This is a genomic window from Enterobacter cloacae complex sp. IR5422 (genome assembly GCF_049238165.1).
GTDB lineage: Bacteria > Pseudomonadota > Gammaproteobacteria > Enterobacterales > Enterobacteriaceae > Enterobacter > Enterobacter roggenkampii.
Genome location: NZ_JBMKHT010000047.1, coordinates 13,522 through 29,632 on the forward strand (window position 1 = coordinate 13,522; position 16,111 = coordinate 29,632).

Sequence of the window (16,111 nt, forward strand, 5' to 3'; positions counted from 1 at the left end):
GTTACAATTTTACATTGGCGGGTACCCGGCCCGTCGAAACGGGCAGGGTGAAAGCGAGAGGGTTAGCTGATGGATGTGCGAACGATTCGATTTTTTCCCTGCTGTTTGGCGCTGTAGAGGGCGTTATCAACGCTTCCGACAAATTGTTCCAGCGGTTCAAAATGCCACTCCCCAAGACCGCCGCTGAACGTAACCCGCAGGTTTTCTTCCCGCCAGACGCGTTTTTCAACGGCGGTACGCCACGCTTCCAATAATGAGAGCGCGGAAGACATCTGCTCCGCCTGGAAGATTACGGCGAACTCTTCTCCGCCATAACGGTAAACCGAGACGTGATGTGGCTGCATAATCTGGATCCCTTCACGAGCCACGTTGCGCAGAACGATATCACCGGTCAGGTGACCCAGCGTGTCGTTAATTGACTTAAAGTTATCAATATCCACCAGCGCCATCGCGAAGGGCTGCTGAGCATTCAGCAGCTCTGCGATATCGCTGTCGAACGCGCGTCGGTTTTTACAGCCCGTCAGCGCATCGTGGGTGGCCTGGCGCACATACGCCATTTCGCGCTCTTTATTGGACTGAATCGTGTGGCTCAACATCGCTTCCAGGCGCGGTGCCTCGTTAACGTCGCCAGTTTTGATGGCATTGATAATGTGCATCAGCACGCTACGCGAGGCGTGGCGGAGGTATAAGCCGAAAAGGATGATGATGATGGCCGCCAGCGCAAACCCCCAGCCAACGATCGTCGTTTCGTGGCGGGTGATATCGGTGAGCGTCGCACCGGATACCCGGTAGATGACAAACCAGTCCGGGTTGGTAAACGAGTAATAGTAATACCAGGCGTTGCTTTTCTTGTCGTAAAGATGGCCTTCGCCGCTGGTCATTTTGTCCATCAGCGCTTCGCTCACGTACTGCTTGAAGAGCGCGCCGGTATCCGGATGCAGCACCACAGCACCGTCGCGTTCGACGACGAAGAATTCCCCCTGAACGGGTGCCACCATCTGGCGCAGGGTATAGCCCATTGACGTCAAATCAAGATGAAAGGCGATCGTTCCCTTCAGTCTGCCCTCCGGCGAGATCAACGGCTTATAAAGGGTTACTGTCGGATGGCCGGTAAAGTAGTCCATGTAGGGACGGGTATAGTGGCTGAAGATGCTGGCTTCCGCCTGAGCGACAAACCACGGCCGCGTTCGGGGATCGAAGGTTTTACTCTTCTCCGTGGGGAGCACTTCTGGTGCGCGCAGATAATGCCCCTGCGTATCGGCAAGCGAAATGGAGGAGACGGTCGGCATCAGGTTCTGCAAATGCATGACCATCTGCAGCCCCTGCGTCGGGTTAAGGTTTAGCGTCTCGTTTAGCCTGTCGTCGCGCGCAAAGTACATCGCGGAACGGCCCAGAATATAGTCGTTTTCACGCAGGATAGATTCGGTGTAGTTCACCGCCAGGTTGTGCGTGAAGTTGCTATTGATCTTATGATAATCCTCAAGAAAATCCTTTCGTTGCGAAAGCGTCACCGCGATCGCGATCACCGCAAAACTGCAGAGGATCCCCGCAAAGCTGAGCATAATGGGCCGGGTAAAAGAGAGCTTTTTGCTGTGAAGTGCCATGAGCTGTACATCGTTCCTGATGGTGAATACTTTTCGTCTGCCGATATCCTCTCAGCATAGTCGCTGCCCTGCGGTTAGCGGTGAATTATACGGCACGCGATTTTTGACAGGATGATTTATCTTAAGAACCATTAAGAAAATACTTATTAAAATGGCATGAGCCGTTTTTGCAATGAACCAGAGGCAGGGCGAAACGAGGAAGAAGCTTTTCGCCCTGGTCAGCATCCGTTGCTGACCGTGTGACAATAAAAAACCGGACGATCGCTGACAATCTTCCGGTTTTGCCTTTTCGTCGCGGCTCGACAATTTTTTAACGTGTTGCAGTGCGTTTCAACGTCACTGCGAGGCTCTTCCCAGCCAGCTGTCCCAGTCTTTCCAGACAGGCTGAAGACCCTGCGCCGTCAGGGCGGCGGCGACCGCTTCCGGGCGTCGTCCGTCATGAGGTGCAAATTGTTCCAGTTCCGGATGGTCGTCGGCGTAACCGCCAGGCTGCGTTTTGGAAAACGCGCTGACGTTGTTAATCGCAAGCGGGATGACGCGATCGCGAAACGCCGGGGACTCGCGCGTTGAGAGCGATAATTCCACTTCCGGAGCGAGCAGGCGAAACGCGCAAATGGTCTGCACCAGCTGGCGTTCATCCATCAGCGAAGCCGGTTCAATTCCTCCCGCGCAGGGACGCAGGCGCGGGAAGGAGATGGAGTATCGGCTCTGCCAGTAGTGCTGCTGGAGCCACAGCAGATGTTCCGCCACCATGTAACAATCCACCCGCCAGCTGTCGGAGAGCCCGATCAGCGCACCCAGACCGATTTTGTCGATACCGGCGCGACCCAGCCTGTCCGGCGTTTCCAGGCGGAAGAAGAAATCCTGTTTCTTGCCCTTCAGGTGGTGTCGGGCGTACGTCGCCTCGTGGTAGGTTTCCTGATAGACCATGACGCCGTCCAGCCCGAGCGTTTTGAGCTCCGCGTACTCCTCCTGCGACAGAGGCTGCACTTCCATCTGCAACGACGCAAACTGACGACGAATGGCGGGAAGGTGCCGACGGAAATAGTCCATTCCCACTTTCCCCTGATGTTCGCCCGTGACCAGCAAAAGATGTTCAAAGCCCATTTCACGGATGGCCGCACACTCACGGGCAATCTCAGCCTCATCGAGCGTTTTACGCTTGATGCGGTTGCTCATGGAGAAACCGCAGTAGGTACAGTCATTGGCGCACAGGTTGGAGAGATAGAGCGGCACGTAGAAACTCACCGTGTTGCCAAACCGCTGGCGGGTAAGCCGCTGCGCTCGCTGGGCCATCGGTTCGAGGTAGGCGCTGGCCGCCGGGGAGAGCAGGGCCATCAGATCCTCGCGGGTCAGATGACGGGCCTGCAGCGCGCGCTCCACGTCAGCCGCCGTTTTGCTGTTGATACGCAGGGCAATGTCGTCCCAGTTAAGCTGGCGCCAGCGCTCGGTAAACGTGCTCATGAGATCGCCTCCAGAAAACCGGTCAGCGGGCTGGTGGCCTGCGCCTGGAAACTGCGCGAGCCGGGGCCGGATCCCCTTGCCAGCAGGCCGGCCTCCACGGCCAGGCGGAACGCACGCGCCATCATGACCGGATCGTCGGCAACCGCGATAGCCGTATTCACCAGCACCGCGTCGGCGCCCATCTCCAGCGCCTGCGCGGCATGGCTGGGCACGCCAATGCCTGCATCCACCACCACCGGTACGGTGGCCTGTTCAATAATGATTTCCAGCATCGCGCGGGTCTCCAGCCCCTGGTTGGAGCCAATGGGGGCCCCCAGCGGCATGACGGCAGCGCAGCCGACCTCTTCCAGCCGTTTGCACAGGACAGGGTCGGCCCCGCAGTAAGGCAGGACGGTAAACCCTTGCTGCACCAGCTTTTCAGCCGCTTTCAGCGTTTCAATCGGATCGGGCAGCAGCCAGCGGGCATCCGGATGGATTTCCAGCTTCAACCAGCGGGTGCCGAGCGCCTCCCGTGCCAGCTGTGCGGCAAAAATCGCCTCTTCTGCCGTTTTGGCGCCGGAGGTGTTGGGCAACAGCGTGACGCCCGCTTCCAGCAACGGAGCCAGAATGGCATCGCTGTGATGGCGCAGATCCACGCGCTTAAGCGCCAGCGTCACCAACTGGCTGCCGCTTTCGCGAATGGCCTCCACCATCAGCTGCGGCGAGGCGAATTTTCCGGTTCCGGTAAACAGATGCGAATCAAAGACTTTATCGGCAATACGTAACATCTCAGCCCCCTGCGATAACCTGAAACAGCAGGATCTGGTCGCCTTCATTGACCTGCTGATGTTCCCACTGCTCGCGCGGCAGGATCTGTTGATTGAGCGCCAGCGCCGTTCCCGGCTTGAGCTGACGCAGCTTGTCGAGCAGTGCGGCAACGGTGAGCCCGTCGTCGCAGCTCATCGGCTCATCGTTAAACAGAATGCGCATCGCGGCCTCCGCACACCGGGCAGTAGCTGGCGCGATGCAGCGCCAGATGACGCCAGCCGCTGGAGCGGGCATCAAACAGCCGCAGCGTATTGCGTTCCGTCTCCATGCCGCTGAGCAGCTTGATGGCCTCCAGCGCCTGCATCGTGCCCATCACGCCGACCACCGGACCCAGAATGCCCGCCGTACGGCAGTTGCGCGTCGGCTCGGCATCGTCCGGCCACAGGCAGCGATAGCAGCCCTGCGTCCACGGTGGCGTCAGAACCATCATTTGCCCGCCGAACCCCACCGCGCTGGCGGTGATAAGCGGCGTATGATTTGCCACGCAGGCGGCGTTGATCGCCTGGCGCGTCGCCATGTTGTCGGTACAGTCCAGCACCACGTCGGCAAGGGCGACTTCACGGTGCAGGCTTTCACCGCCAAGCCGCTCCTGTAGGGCAATCAGTTCGATATCAGGGTTAAGCTGATGCAGCCGCTGCCGGGTGATCTGTGCTTTCGGCTGGTTGATATCCTCGGTGGTAAAGAGGATTTGTCGCTGCAGGTTGCTGAGGTGGACCTCGTCGTCGTCGGCCAGCACCAGCGTGCCGATACCCGCGCCTGCCAGATAGAGCGCGGCGGGTGCGCCTAATCCCCCCAGGCCAACAATCAGCACCCGGCTGGCGAGCAGTTTTTGCTGCCCGTCGATGGCGATATCTTCCAGCAGGATCTGACGGCTGTAGCGCATAAAGTCGCGATCATTCATCGCCTGCTCCTGCCAGCTGTAACAGCTGTTCAGTGGCGGCCTGCCAGTCTGCGGCCTGGGTGATGGCGCTGACGACGGCGATGCTGCCCACGCCGGTCTCCAGCACTGCCGGGGCGCGTTCCAGGCTGATTCCGCCGATGGCGACGGTGGGGTAGTCGGCAAGGCGTTTAACGTGACCCGTCAGTTGCGTCAGACCCTGCGGAGCGGAGGGCATCTGCTTGGTTTGCGTCGGGAAGACGTGACCGAGCGCGATGTAAGAGGGACGGGCCGCCAGGGCCACGTCGATCTCCATGTCATCGTGTGTTGACACACCAAGACGCAACCCGGCGTCACGGATTGCGCTCAGATCCGTTGTTTCCAGGTCCTCCTGACCCAGATGCACGCCGTACGCCCGGTGCTTAACGGCCAGTCGCCAGTAGTCATTGATAAACAGGCGGGCGTTATACCGACGCCCCAGCGCAATGGCGGCAACCACATCGGCTTCCACCTCCTCATCGCGTTTATCCTTGATGCGCAGCTGGAGGGTGCGAACGCCTGCCTCCAGCAGGCGCGCTATCCACGCCACGCTGTCCACCACCGGATAGAGCCCTAAACGGTATGGAACGGGTGGGAAATCGGGCTGGTACATTACGCCTCCTCTTTTTTGAGGTAGATTTCGCCGCCTTTGGCGCGGAAGGCTTCGGACATGTCCGCCATACCCACTTCAATGGTTTGCGCGGCGGCGTAGTCGCGCACCTCCTGGCTGATCTTCATCGAGCAGAACTTCGGCCCACACATGGAGCAGAAGTGCGCGACTTTGCCCGATTCCTGCGGCAGGGTTTCGTCGTGGTAGGCGCGGGCGGTGAACGGATCCAGCGCCAGGTTGAACTGGTCTTCCCAGCGGAATTCAAAGCGCGCCTTCGACATGGCGTTATCACGGATTTGCGCGCCCGGGTGGCCTTTGGCCAGGTCCGCGGCATGGGCGGCAATTTTGTAAGTGATCAGCCCCTGCTTCACGTCCTCTTTGTTAGGCAGGCCGAGGTGCTCTTTCGGCGTCACGTAGCAGAGCATGGCGCAGCCGAACCAGCCGATCATCGCCGCGCCAATGCCTGACGTGAAGTGGTCATAGCCCGGCGCGATGTCGGTGGTCAGTGGCCCCAGCGTGTAGAACGGCGCTTCGTGGCAGTGCTCCAGCTCTTCGGTCATGTTGCGGCGGATCATCTGCATCGGCACGTGTCCCGGGCCTTCAATCATCACCTGCACGTCATACTCCCAAGCGATTTTGGTCAGCTCGCCCAGCGTGTGCAGCTCGGCAAACTGTGCTTCGTCGTTAGCATCGCGGATGGAGCCCGGGCGCAGGCCGTCGCCCAGCGACAGAGAGACATCGTACGCGGCGCAGATTTCGCAGATCTCGCGGAAGTGTTCGTAGAGGAAGTTCTCCTGGTGATGGGAGAGGCACCACTTCGCCATGATCGAACCGCCGCGCGAGACGATGCCGGTCAGACGCTTCGCGGTCATCGGCACGTAGCGCAGCAGCACGCCCGCGTGAATGGTGAAGTAGTCCACGCCCTGTTCCGCCTGCTCCAGCAGCGTGTCGCGGAACGCTTCCCAGGTAAGGTTTTCGGCGATGCCGTTGACCTTCTCCAGCGCCTGATAAATCGGGACGGTGCCAATCGGAACCGGGCTGTTACGCAGGATCCATTCGCGGGTTTCGTGAATATAGCGGCCGGTGGAGAGATCCATTACCGTGTCCGCGCCCCAGCGCGTTGACCAGACAAGCTTTTCAACCTCTTCTTCGATGGAGGAGGTGACGGCCGAGTTACCGATGTTAGCGTTGACCTTCACCAGGAAGTTGCGGCCGATAATCATCGGCTCGGATTCCGGGTGGTTAATGTTGGCGGGGATGATCGCGCGGCCTGCGGCCACTTCGTCACGCACAAACTCCGGCGTGATGTTCTCCGGCAGGCGTGCGCCAAAGCCTTCGCCCGGGTGCTGGTAGCGCAGCACTTCGCTGCGGATACGCTCGCGGCCCATGTTCTCGCGGATGGCGATGAACTCCATCTCCGGCGTGACGATCCCCTGGCGGGCGTAGTGCAGCTGCGTCACGCATTTGCCCGCTCTGGCGCGTTTTGGCGTCAGCAGGCCGGTAAAGCGCAGCGCGTCCAGACCGTCGTCGGCCAGGCGTTCTTTGGTGTATGCAGAACTGCGTACGCTCAGTTCTTCGCAGTCGTTACGCGCCTCTATCCACGGCTGGCGCAGCTTTGCCAGACCCTGCTGGACGTTGATAGCCACATCAGGATCGCCGTACGGGCCGGAGGTGTCATACACCGGCACGGCTTCGTTGTCTTCATACTGCGGATTCTCTTTGCTGCCGCCGATAAGCGTCGGGCTGAGCTGGATTTCCCGCATCGGGACGCGGATATCGGCCTGCGAGCCGGAAATGTAGATGCGTTTCGAGTTCGGGAAAGCGGTGCCTTCCAGGGTGTCGATGAAGTGTTGGGCCTGTGCACGCTGTTCGCGGCGGGTCAGTTTTGCAGTAGACATAGCTCATTCCAAAAGTGAAGGACATGGCTTGTCAGACGACGGATGAAGCAAGAGAGGATCGCCCGGGGGGCGATACAACAGCAGTGTGACTCTTGTTCCCTTCGCAGGTATTAGCCTGATCAGGTTCCGCGGATCCCGAATTAACGGTCTCAGCCCGGCTTTCGCTCTGGGCACTCCGACAAGAAAAATCCCCCTCGTGAGAGGGGCGAATGGTTGTAAATTACTCGTTAACGATTAAGAACTCAAGCCGGGCGCGCGATGTTATCTTCGGGGCTGGCGTCCAGGACGAGGCTAATCAGCTTATCTTCCAGCGTGAATCGCTCTTCCAGCGCTTCGCCAAGGTCGGAAAGCGCCTGCTGGAACTCAAGATAGTTATCGTGATCGATGGCGTTCTCAAGCGTGGAATCGTAGTAATCCATGATCTGCTGGGTGTTGGCTTCCAGCAGCGGACAAAGCTTGCTGGCCGCTAAATACGGCGTAGTCCCTTCCATTTCGCGGATAATGCGTTCATAAATATTGAAATGGCCGTCGGAAAGATAGTCGACCAGGCTCTGACAAAAATCATCCAGCGCTTTTTCATTCAGCCGCATAAACGATTCTTTGCCAGGCTTAAGACCGACCAGATTGTAATAAGCCACGAGTAGATGCTTGCGCACATGTAGCCAGCGATCCACCAGTTTGTTACTTCCTCTAACGCGCTCAGTCAGGCTTTCTAGCTGGTTTAACATGGTCGACTCCGCAAAGTGTAGGATTGAATCTGCTCATCCAGAATGTAACCACAATGCTAACAACATGTCAGTGAAGCGAAGGTAGTGCAATAGATATGGATCGTATTATTGAAAAATCAGATCTGGGTTGGTGGATCGTCAGTCACGAACAAAAATTATGGTTGCCCGGTGGAGAGCTGCCCTACGGTGCGGCGGAAACGTTTGATCTCGAGGGCCAGCCTGCGCTGAAGATCGGCGAGTGGCAGGGTGAACCCGTGTGGTTGATCCAACAAGCGCGTCGTCAGGATATGGGATCCGTTCGCCAGGTGTTGGATCTGGACGTAGGCCTGTTCCAGCTGGCGGGGCGGGGCGTCCAGCTGGCGGAGTTTTACCGCTCGCACAAATACTGCGGCTATTGCGGCCATACCATGCACCCGAGTAAAACCGAGTGGGCGATGCTCTGCAGCTACTGCCGCGAACGTTATTACCCACAAATTGCGCCGTGCATTATCGTCGCTATCCGTCGGGATGACTCTATTTTGCTTGCACAGCATACCCGCCATCGCAACGGCATTCATACCGTGCTGGCCGGGTTCGTCGAGGTGGGCGAAACGCTGGAGCAGGCAGTGGCGCGCGAGGTGATGGAAGAGAGCGGGATCAAAGTGAAGAACTTGCGCTACGTCACCTCCCAGCCGTGGCCGTTCCCGCAGTCGCTGATGACGGCCTTTATGGCCGACTATGACAGCGGCGAGATCGTTATCGATCAGAAAGAGCTGCTGGATGCGAACTGGTATCGCTATGACGATCTACCGCTGCTCCCCCCACCGGGTACCGTGGCGCGTCGGCTGATAGAAGATACCGTAGCGATGTGTCGGGCCGAGTATGAGTAGTGTTACACTGAGGCCATGACGCTTAAGGAACTGCAAAAATGACCGAACTGAAGAACGATCGTTATCTGCGTGCGCTGCTGCGCCAGCCCGTTGATGTCACCCCGGTGTGGATGATGCGCCAGGCGGGACGCTATCTGCCAGAGTACAAAGCCACGCGCGCGCAGGCGGGCGATTTTATGTCGCTGTGCAAAAACGCCGAGCTGGCCTGTGAAGTGACGCTCCAGCCGCTGCGCCGCTTCCCGCTGGATGCGGCGATCCTCTTCTCGGATATTCTGACCATTCCGGATGCGATGGGCCTTGGCCTGTACTTCGAAACCGGTGAAGGCCCGCGTTTTACCTCTCCGATCAGAAGCAAAGCCGACGTGGACAAGCTGCCGATCCCCGATCCGGAAGGCGAGCTGGGCTACGTGATGAACGCCGTGCGCACCATTCGCCGCGAGCTGAAAGGTGAGGTGCCGCTGATTGGCTTCTCCGGCAGCCCGTGGACGCTGGCAACCTATATGGTGGAGGGGGGCAGCAGCAAAGCCTTCACCCTGATTAAAAAGATGATGTACGCCGAGCCGCTGGCTCTGCATGCGCTGCTTGACAAGCTCGCGAAGAGCGTCACGCTCTATCTCAACGCGCAGATTAAAGCCGGTGCGCAGTCGGTGATGATTTTCGATACCTGGGGCGGCGTGCTGACCGGGCGTGATTATCAACAGTTCTCCCTGTATTACATGCATAAAATCGTTGACGGCCTGCTGCGCGAAAACGAAGGCCGCCGCGTGCCGGTGACGCTGTTCACCAAAGGTGGCGGTCAGTGGCTGGAAGCCATGGCGGCAACCGGCTGTGACGCTCTGGGTCTCGACTGGACCACCGATATCGCTGATGCCCGCCGCCGCGTGGGCGACAAAGTGGCGCTTCAGGGCAATATGGACCCGTCCATGCTCTATGCGCCGCCTGCCCGCATTGAAGAAGAAGTGTCGACTATACTGTCTGGTTTCGGCCTGGGGGAAGGCCACGTCTTTAACCTCGGCCACGGTATTCATCAGGATGTGCCGCCAGAGCACGCAGGCCTATTTGTGGAGGCGGTGCATCGGCTTTCTGCCCAGTATCACAAGTAAGGAGTCGTTATGGATCTCGCGTCGCTACGCGCTCAACAAATCGAACTGGCCTCATCGGTGATCCGCGAGGATCGTCTGGATAAGGATCCTCCGCAGTACATTGGCGGAGCCGACGTCGGGTTTGAGCAGGGTGGGGACGTGACGCGAGCGGCGATGGTGGTCCTGAAATACCCTTCGCTCGAGCTGGTGGAGTACAAGGTCGCGCGTATTGCCACCACCATGCCGTACATTCCGGGCTTTCTCTCCTTCCGCGAATATCCCGCGCTGCTGGCAGCGTGGGAGCAGCTTTCGCAAAAACCTGACCTGCTTTTTGTCGATGGGCACGGTATCTCACACCCGCGCCGTTTAGGCGTTGCTAGCCATTTTGGTCTGCTGGTGGATGTGCCGACCATCGGCGTCGCCAAGAAACGCCTCTGCGGCGCGTTTGAGCCACTCTCCGCCGAGCCGGGTGCGCTGGCACCGCTTATCCATAAAGGCGAGCAGCTGGCGTGGGTCTGGCGCAGCAAGGCGCGCTGTAATCCGCTGTTCATCGCCACCGGCCATCGGGTGAGTATGGACAGCGCCCTGGCGTGGGTACAGCGCTGCATGAAGGGCTACCGCTTACCGGAGCCAACGCGCTGGGCTGACGCGGTGGCCTCTTCGCGTCCGGCTTTTGTTCGTTGGCAGGAAATTCAGCGATGATTCAGGTAAACTGCGCCTAATTTTCGATTCGAGAGATCATCATGCTACAAAACCCGATTCACCTGCGCCTTGAAAAGCTGGAAAGCTGGCAGCACGTCACCTTCATGGCTTGCCTGTGCGAGCGCATGTATCCCAACTATGCCGCGTTCTGCAAGCAGACCGGCTTTGGTGATGGCCATATCTACCGCCGCATTCTGGATCTGATCTGGGAAACGCTGACGGTGAAAGACGCGAAGGTGAATTTCGACTCTCAGCTCGAAAAGCTGGAAGAGGCGATCCCGGTGGCGGATGATTTTGACCTGTACGGCGTCTACCCGGCAATTGATGCCTGTGTGGCGTTAAGCGAATTGCTCCACTCCCGCCTGAGCGGTGAGACGCTGGAGCACGCTATCGAGGTCAGTAAGGCCTCTATCACCACCGTGGCGATGCTGGAAATGACCCAGGAAGGTCGCGAGATGACCGACGAAGAGCTGCGTGCGAACCCGGCCGTTGAGCAAGAATGGGATATCCAGTGGGAGATTTTCCGCCTGCTGGCAGAGTGTGAAGAACGCGATATTGAGCTGATAAAAGGGCTGCGCGCGGACTTACGTGAGGCCGGTGAGAGTAATATTGGTATAATTTTTAACCAATGAGATAAGAAAACTTGAGATAACGCCCGTTTTGTCGCTCCTCGACTCTTCCCTTTCGACCCTTGTCTGGTCTACATTTGGGGGGCGAAAAAAAGTGGCTATCGGTGCGTGTATGCAGGAGAGTGCTTTTTTGGCATTTTCGTCGCACTCGATGCTTAGCAAGCGATAAACACATTGAAAGGATAACTTATGAACAAGACTCAACTGATTGATGTAATTGCGGACAAGGCTGATCTGTCTAAAGTGCAGGCTAAAGCTGCTCTGGAATCTACCCTGGCTGCTATTACTGAGTCTCTGAAAGAAGGCGATGCTGTACAACTGGTTGGTTTCGGTACCTTCAAAGTGAACCACCGCGCTGAGCGTACTGGCCGCAACCCGCAGACCGGTAAAGAAATCAAAATCGCCGCAGCTAACGTGCCGGCATTTGTTTCTGGTAAAGCACTGAAAGACGCTGTTAAGTAAGACGCGTGGCAGTGAACAGTTTTAGCGAAGGGGCGGCAACGCCCCTTTTGTCTTTCTGGCGCGGAACGCTCGCGCTGGCAGGCGTGCTGCTGCTGTCAGCCTGTAGTCACGACACCACTCTGCCGCCGTTTACCGCCAGCGGCTACGCTGACAACCAGGGCGCGGTCAGGATCTGGCGTAAAGATTCCGGCAATGAAGTTCATCTGTTGTCTGCCTTCAGCCCGTGGCATAGCGGAAATACGTCGACGGCAGAATATCGCTGGCAGGGAGATGACCTCTCGCTGATTGAGCTGAACGTCTACAGCAAGACCCCCGAACACGTGAAAGTGCGTTTTGACGACCATGGCGAGCTGAGCTTTATGCAGCGTGAAGTCAGCGGTCAAAAACAGCAGCTTTCCAGCGACCAAATCGCCCTCTACCGTTACCGTGCCGAACAAATCCGCCAGACCAGCGATGCGCTTCGTCTGGGACGCGTTGTGCTGCGCCAGGGGCGCTGGCATAACGATGGAACGGTAACCACCTGCGAAGGGCAAACGGTGAAGCCTGAGCTTGAATCCTGGGCGACCGAACACATTCAACGCCGTCAGCGTCATTCATCAATGGAAGTGAGCGTGGCGTGGCTTGAGGCGCCGGAAGGCTCTCAATTGCTATTGGTGGCGAACGAAGATTTCTGCACCTGGCAGCCGACAGAGAAGAGTTTTTGAGTTCTGTGGATTAAGCCGGATGGCGCTAACGCTTATCCGGCCTACGAACGATTCCCTCTCCCTGTGGGAGAGGGTGAGGGCGAGGAGGAATTACTTCCCCTGCTCACGCGCAATCGCGCGATAGCCGATATCCTGACGGCTAAAGCTACCGCTCCAGTGAATATCCGCCATCAGCGCATAGGCGCGCTTCTGTGCTTCTGCCACGGTATGACCCAGCGCGGTCGCACACAGCACGCGTCCGCCGTTGGTCAGAACGCGATCGTCCTCAGCCAGCTTCGTACCGGCGTGGAACACTTTCGCACCGTCAATCTCTTCCAGCGGCAGACCGTGGATCTCATCACCGGTGCTGTAGTTGCCCGGATAACCGCCCGCAGCAATCACCACGCCGAGAGACGCACGCTCGTCCCACTCGGAGGTTTTCTCGTCCAGCTTGCCATCGCAGGCAGCCAGGCACAGCTCCACCAGATCGGATTTCATGCGCAGCATGATTGGCTGGGTTTCTGGATCGCCAAAGCGGCAGTTGAATTCGATGACCTTAGGGTTACCCTGCTTGTCGATCATCAGGCCTGCATAAAGGAAACCGGTGTAGGTATTGCCTTCTGCCGCCATCCCCTTCACGGTAGGCCAGATGATGCGATCCATGGTGCGCTGGTGGACGTCGTCAGTCACGACCGGCGCAGGGGAGTAAGCGCCCATCCCGCCGGTATTAGGCCCCGTGTCGCCATTGCCCACACGCTTGTGATCCTGGCTGGTGGCCATCGGCAGAACGTGCTCGCCGTCGACCATGACGATAAAGCTCGCCTCTTCACCGTCGAGGAACTCTTCAATCACGATGCGGTGGCCCGCATCGCCAAAGGCGTTACCTGCCAGCATATCCTGAACCGCGGCTTCGGCTTCGTCGAGCGTCATCGCGACGATCACGCCTTTACCCGCGGCCAGACCGTCGGCCTTGATAACAATCGGCGCGCCCTTCTCACGTAAGTAGGCCAGAGCAGGCTCCACTTCAGTGAAATTCTGATATTCCGCCGTCGGGATGTTATGACGCGCGAGGAAATCTTTGGTGAAGGCCTTGGAGCCTTCCAGCTGCGCGGCGCCTTCCGTTGGGCCAAAGATTTTCAGGCCCGCTGCGCGGAACGCATCCACCACGCCAATCACCAGCGGCGCTTCAGGGCCGACGATGGTCAGGTCGATTTTCTCCTGCTGAGCAAAGCTTAACAGCGCCGGAATGTCGGTCACGCCGATAGCCACGTTCTGCAGCGCGGGTTCCAGTGCGGTACCGGCGTTGCCCGGTGCCACGAAGACCGTTTTAACCAGCGGAGACTGGGCCGCTTTCCACGCCAGCGCGTGCTCGCGTCCGCCGTTACCAATCACTAATACTTTCATTTTCTGCTCCGGGAATTAATGGCGGAAGTGACGCATGTCGGTGAAGATCATCGCAATGCCATGTTCGTCGGCAGCGGCAATCACTTCGTCGTCGCGGATTGAACCGCCAGGCTGGATCACGCAGGTGATGCCGACAGCGGCTGCGGCGTCGATACCGTCACGGAACGGGAAGAAGGCGTCAGAGGCCATGGCGGAGCCTTTGACTTCCAGGCCTTCATCGCCTGCTTTAATACCCGCGATTTTCGCCGAGTAAACGCGGCTCATCTGGCCTGCGCCTATCCCGATAGTCATGTTCTCTTTGGCATAGACGATGGCGTTGGATTTGACGAACTTCGCCACCTTCCAGCAGAACAGCGCGTCACGCAGCTCCTGTTCGGTCGGCTGACGTTTGGTCACCACGCGCAGGTCGGCTTCTGTCACCATACCCAGATCGCGGTCCTGAACCAGCAGGCCGCCGTTCACGCGCTTGAAGTCCAGGCCCGGCACGCGTTCTGCCCACTGGCCGCAAACCAGTACGCGCACGTTCTGTTTTGCCGCGGTGATTTTCAGCGCTTCTTCGGAGGCCGATGGCGCGATGATCACTTCGACAAACTGGCGGGAGATGATGGCCTGTGCGGTTTCGGCATCCAGCTCGCGGTTGAAGGCGATAATGCCGCCGAACGCGGAGGTCGGGTCAGTTTTGTATGCGCGATCGTAAGCTTCAAGAATCGACGTGCTTACCGCCACGCCGCATGGGTTGGCGTGCTTGACGATAACGCAGGCCGGCTCGCTGAACTCTTTCACGCATTCCAGCGCCGCGTCGGTGTCGGCAATGTTGTTATAGGAGAGCGCTTTGCCCTGCACCTGTTGAGCGGTGGCAACAGAGGCTTCTTTTACCTCTTCTTCTATATAGAAAGCCGCCTGCTGGTGGCTGTTCTCACCGTAACGCATATCCTGCTTCTTAATGAAGTTCAGGTTCAGGGTGCGCGGGAAGCGGCCTGAAGGATCTTTGCTTTCACCGTGGTAAGCCGGCACCAGGCTACCGAAGTAGTTGGCGATCATGCTGTCGTACGCGGCGGTGTGCTCGAAGGCTTTGATGGCGAGGTCGAAACGCGTTTCCAGGGTCAGCGACCCATCGTTGGCGTCCATCTCATTAATAATGGCGGTGTAATCGCTGCTCTTGACCACGATGGCGACATCTTTATGGTTCTTGGCCGCAGAGCGCACCATGGTCGGGCCACCGATATCAATATTCTCTACGGCATCTTCCAGAGAGCAGCCTTCACGCGCCACGGTCTGGGCGAACGGATAAAGGTTAACGACAACCATATCAATTGGTGCGATATCATGCTGCTCCATGATGGCGTCATCCTGACCGCGACGGCCCAGAATGCCGCCGTGGACTTTCGGGTGCAGGGTTTTGACGCGTCCATCCATCATTTCCGGGAAACCGGTGTAATCGGACACTTCGGTTACCGGCAGACCTTTATCTGCTAACAGGCGAGCGGTTCCACCTGTGGAAAGCAGCTCTACACCGCGTGCAGAAAGTGCCTGAGCGAATTCGACGATACCGGCTTTATCAGAAACACTGAGCAGAGCGCGGCGGACTGGACGACGTTGTTGCATGGTAAATCCCCTGGATTTCACGATTACAGAGAGCGTTAGATGAATTTTCCTGTGAAAAACTCATCTAACACACCTGACGAGGCATCCTTGTAAAGCGCGAGCATTTTAACGAAAACGTTTGCGCAACGCTCGCACATTTTCACTTTTTCGTATCATTGTGGATAAGTCTGTGCGTAAAAAGGTATAAGGCGGGGTTTTGCTGTGGAATGCAGCAGTCAGTCATTTTTCTGTCATTTAGCGGTTGCGGCCTGCGGAGAACTCCCTATAATGCGCCTCCATCGACACGGCGGATGTGAATCACTTCACACAACAAGCGGTTCGGTTGAAGAGAAAAAATCCTGAAATAACGGGTTGACTCTGAAAGAGGAAAGCGTAATATACGCCACCTCGCAACGGTGAGCGAAAGCCGCGTTGCACTGCTCTTTAACAATTTATCAGACAATCTGTGTGGGCACTCAAAGTGACATGGATTCTTAACGTCCTCGGACGAAAAATGAATACCAAGTCTCTGAGTGAACATACGTAATTCATTACGAAGTTTAATTCACGAGCATCAAACTTAAATTGAAGAGTTTGATCATGGCTCAGATTGAACGCTGGCGGCAGGCCTAACACATGCAAGTCGAGCGGCAGCGGAAAGTAGCTTGC

Annotated in this window: 16 protein-coding genes, 1 rRNA gene and 1 riboswitch; of the genes, 7 read left to right on the forward strand and 10 right to left on the reverse strand. The window is 57.8% G+C overall.

Annotated elements, in window-relative coordinates:
- Positions 1–62 precede the first annotated feature (62 nt).
- The 8 genes from ACOTXT_RS18500 to ACOTXT_RS18535 form a co-directional block, all read right to left on the reverse strand.
- The gene (locus tag ACOTXT_RS18500; RefSeq protein WP_025910400.1) at positions 63–1,604 is read right to left on the reverse strand and encodes a sensor domain-containing diguanylate cyclase; all 1,542 of its coding nucleotides are present in this window, start codon (positions 1,602–1,604) and stop codon (positions 63–65) included.
- A 336-nt stretch (positions 1,605–1,940) separates the two neighbouring features.
- The gene (thiH, locus tag ACOTXT_RS18505; RefSeq protein WP_059364633.1) at positions 1,941–3,068 is read right to left on the reverse strand and encodes a 2-iminoacetate synthase ThiH; all 1,128 of its coding nucleotides are present in this window, start codon (positions 3,066–3,068) and stop codon (positions 1,941–1,943) included.
- Positions 3,065–3,835 (reverse strand): thiazole synthase, encoded by a 771-nt coding sequence (thiG, locus tag ACOTXT_RS18510; RefSeq protein ID WP_021242958.1) that lies wholly within the window; start codon positions 3,833–3,835, stop codon positions 3,065–3,067. The genes thiH and thiG overlap by 4 nt, the downstream gene beginning before the upstream one ends.
- 1 nt (position 3,836) lies before the next feature.
- A complete protein-coding gene (gene thiS / locus ACOTXT_RS18515) occupies positions 3,837–4,037 on the reverse strand; it encodes a sulfur carrier protein ThiS (protein ID WP_021242959.1) in 201 nt (66 codons plus the stop codon).
- Complete coding sequence (locus ACOTXT_RS18520; protein ID WP_055321108.1) at positions 4,021–4,776, reverse strand: HesA/MoeB/ThiF family protein; 756 nt, start codon at positions 4,774–4,776, stop codon at positions 4,021–4,023. Before ACOTXT_RS18520 ends, thiS begins: the two co-directional genes overlap by 17 nt.
- Entirely contained in the window at positions 4,769–5,404 is a 636-nt protein-coding gene (thiE, locus tag ACOTXT_RS18525) for a thiamine phosphate synthase (protein WP_055321109.1), read from the reverse strand. The genes ACOTXT_RS18520 and thiE overlap by 8 nt, the downstream gene beginning before the upstream one ends.
- Positions 5,404–7,299, reverse strand: coding sequence for a phosphomethylpyrimidine synthase ThiC (thiC, locus tag ACOTXT_RS18530; RefSeq protein WP_055321110.1), 1,896 nt, complete (start codon positions 7,297–7,299; stop codon positions 5,404–5,406). The genes thiE and thiC overlap by 1 nt, the downstream gene beginning before the upstream one ends.
- Before the next feature lie 79 nt (positions 7,300–7,378).
- Positions 7,379–7,487, reverse strand: a riboswitch (TPP riboswitch).
- 54 nt (positions 7,488–7,541) lie between these two features.
- Positions 7,542–8,027, reverse strand: coding sequence for an Rsd/AlgQ family anti-sigma factor (locus ACOTXT_RS18535; protein WP_008503464.1), 486 nt, complete (start codon positions 8,025–8,027; stop codon positions 7,542–7,544).
- A 95-nt stretch (positions 8,028–8,122) separates the two neighbouring features.
- On the opposite strand from ACOTXT_RS18535, the gene nudC reads away from it, so the two are divergent.
- From nudC to ACOTXT_RS18565, 6 genes are all read left to right on the forward strand, one after another.
- Complete coding sequence (nudC, locus tag ACOTXT_RS18540; protein ID WP_055321111.1) at positions 8,123–8,896, forward strand: NAD(+) diphosphatase; 774 nt, start codon at positions 8,123–8,125, stop codon at positions 8,894–8,896.
- A 38-nt stretch (positions 8,897–8,934) separates the two neighbouring features.
- Entirely contained in the window at positions 8,935–9,999 is a 1,065-nt protein-coding gene (gene hemE / locus ACOTXT_RS18545) for a uroporphyrinogen decarboxylase (RefSeq protein ID WP_055321112.1), read from the forward strand.
- 9 nt (positions 10,000–10,008) lie between these two features.
- Entirely contained in the window at positions 10,009–10,680 is a 672-nt protein-coding gene (nfi, locus tag ACOTXT_RS18550) for a deoxyribonuclease V (RefSeq protein ID WP_021242964.1), read from the forward strand.
- A gap of 41 nt (positions 10,681–10,721) precedes the next feature.
- Positions 10,722–11,312, forward strand: a complete 591-nt coding sequence (locus tag ACOTXT_RS18555; RefSeq protein WP_008503468.1) for a YjaG family protein — start codon at positions 10,722–10,724, stop codon at positions 11,310–11,312.
- 186 nt (positions 11,313–11,498) lie between these two features.
- Positions 11,499–11,771 (forward strand): nucleoid-associated protein HU-alpha, encoded by a 273-nt coding sequence (gene hupA / locus ACOTXT_RS18560; protein ID WP_002445246.1) that lies wholly within the window; start codon positions 11,499–11,501, stop codon positions 11,769–11,771.
- 11 nt (positions 11,772–11,782) lie between these two features.
- Positions 11,783–12,475 carry a DUF1481 domain-containing protein gene (locus tag ACOTXT_RS18565; protein ID WP_039025499.1) on the forward strand — a complete coding sequence of 231 codons (693 nt, stop codon included), beginning with the start codon at positions 11,783–11,785 and terminating at the stop codon, positions 12,473–12,475.
- 90 nt (positions 12,476–12,565) lie between these two features.
- Here the strand turns inward: ACOTXT_RS18565 and purD are convergent, their stop codons facing one another.
- Both purD and purH read right to left on the reverse strand, forming a co-directional pair.
- On the reverse strand, positions 12,566–13,858 hold the full coding sequence (gene purD, locus ACOTXT_RS18570) for a phosphoribosylamine--glycine ligase (RefSeq protein WP_055321114.1): 1,293 nt from the start codon (positions 13,856–13,858) through the stop codon (positions 12,566–12,568).
- 15 nt (positions 13,859–13,873) lie between these two features.
- Positions 13,874–15,463, reverse strand: coding sequence for a bifunctional phosphoribosylaminoimidazolecarboxamide formyltransferase/IMP cyclohydrolase (purH, locus tag ACOTXT_RS18575; protein ID WP_023326473.1), 1,590 nt, complete (start codon positions 15,461–15,463; stop codon positions 13,874–13,876).
- A 561-nt stretch (positions 15,464–16,024) separates the two neighbouring features.
- Here purH and ACOTXT_RS18580 point away from each other — a divergent pair.
- Positions 16,025–16,111: ribosomal RNA gene (locus ACOTXT_RS18580) — 16S ribosomal RNA — on the forward strand; the annotation flags it as partial.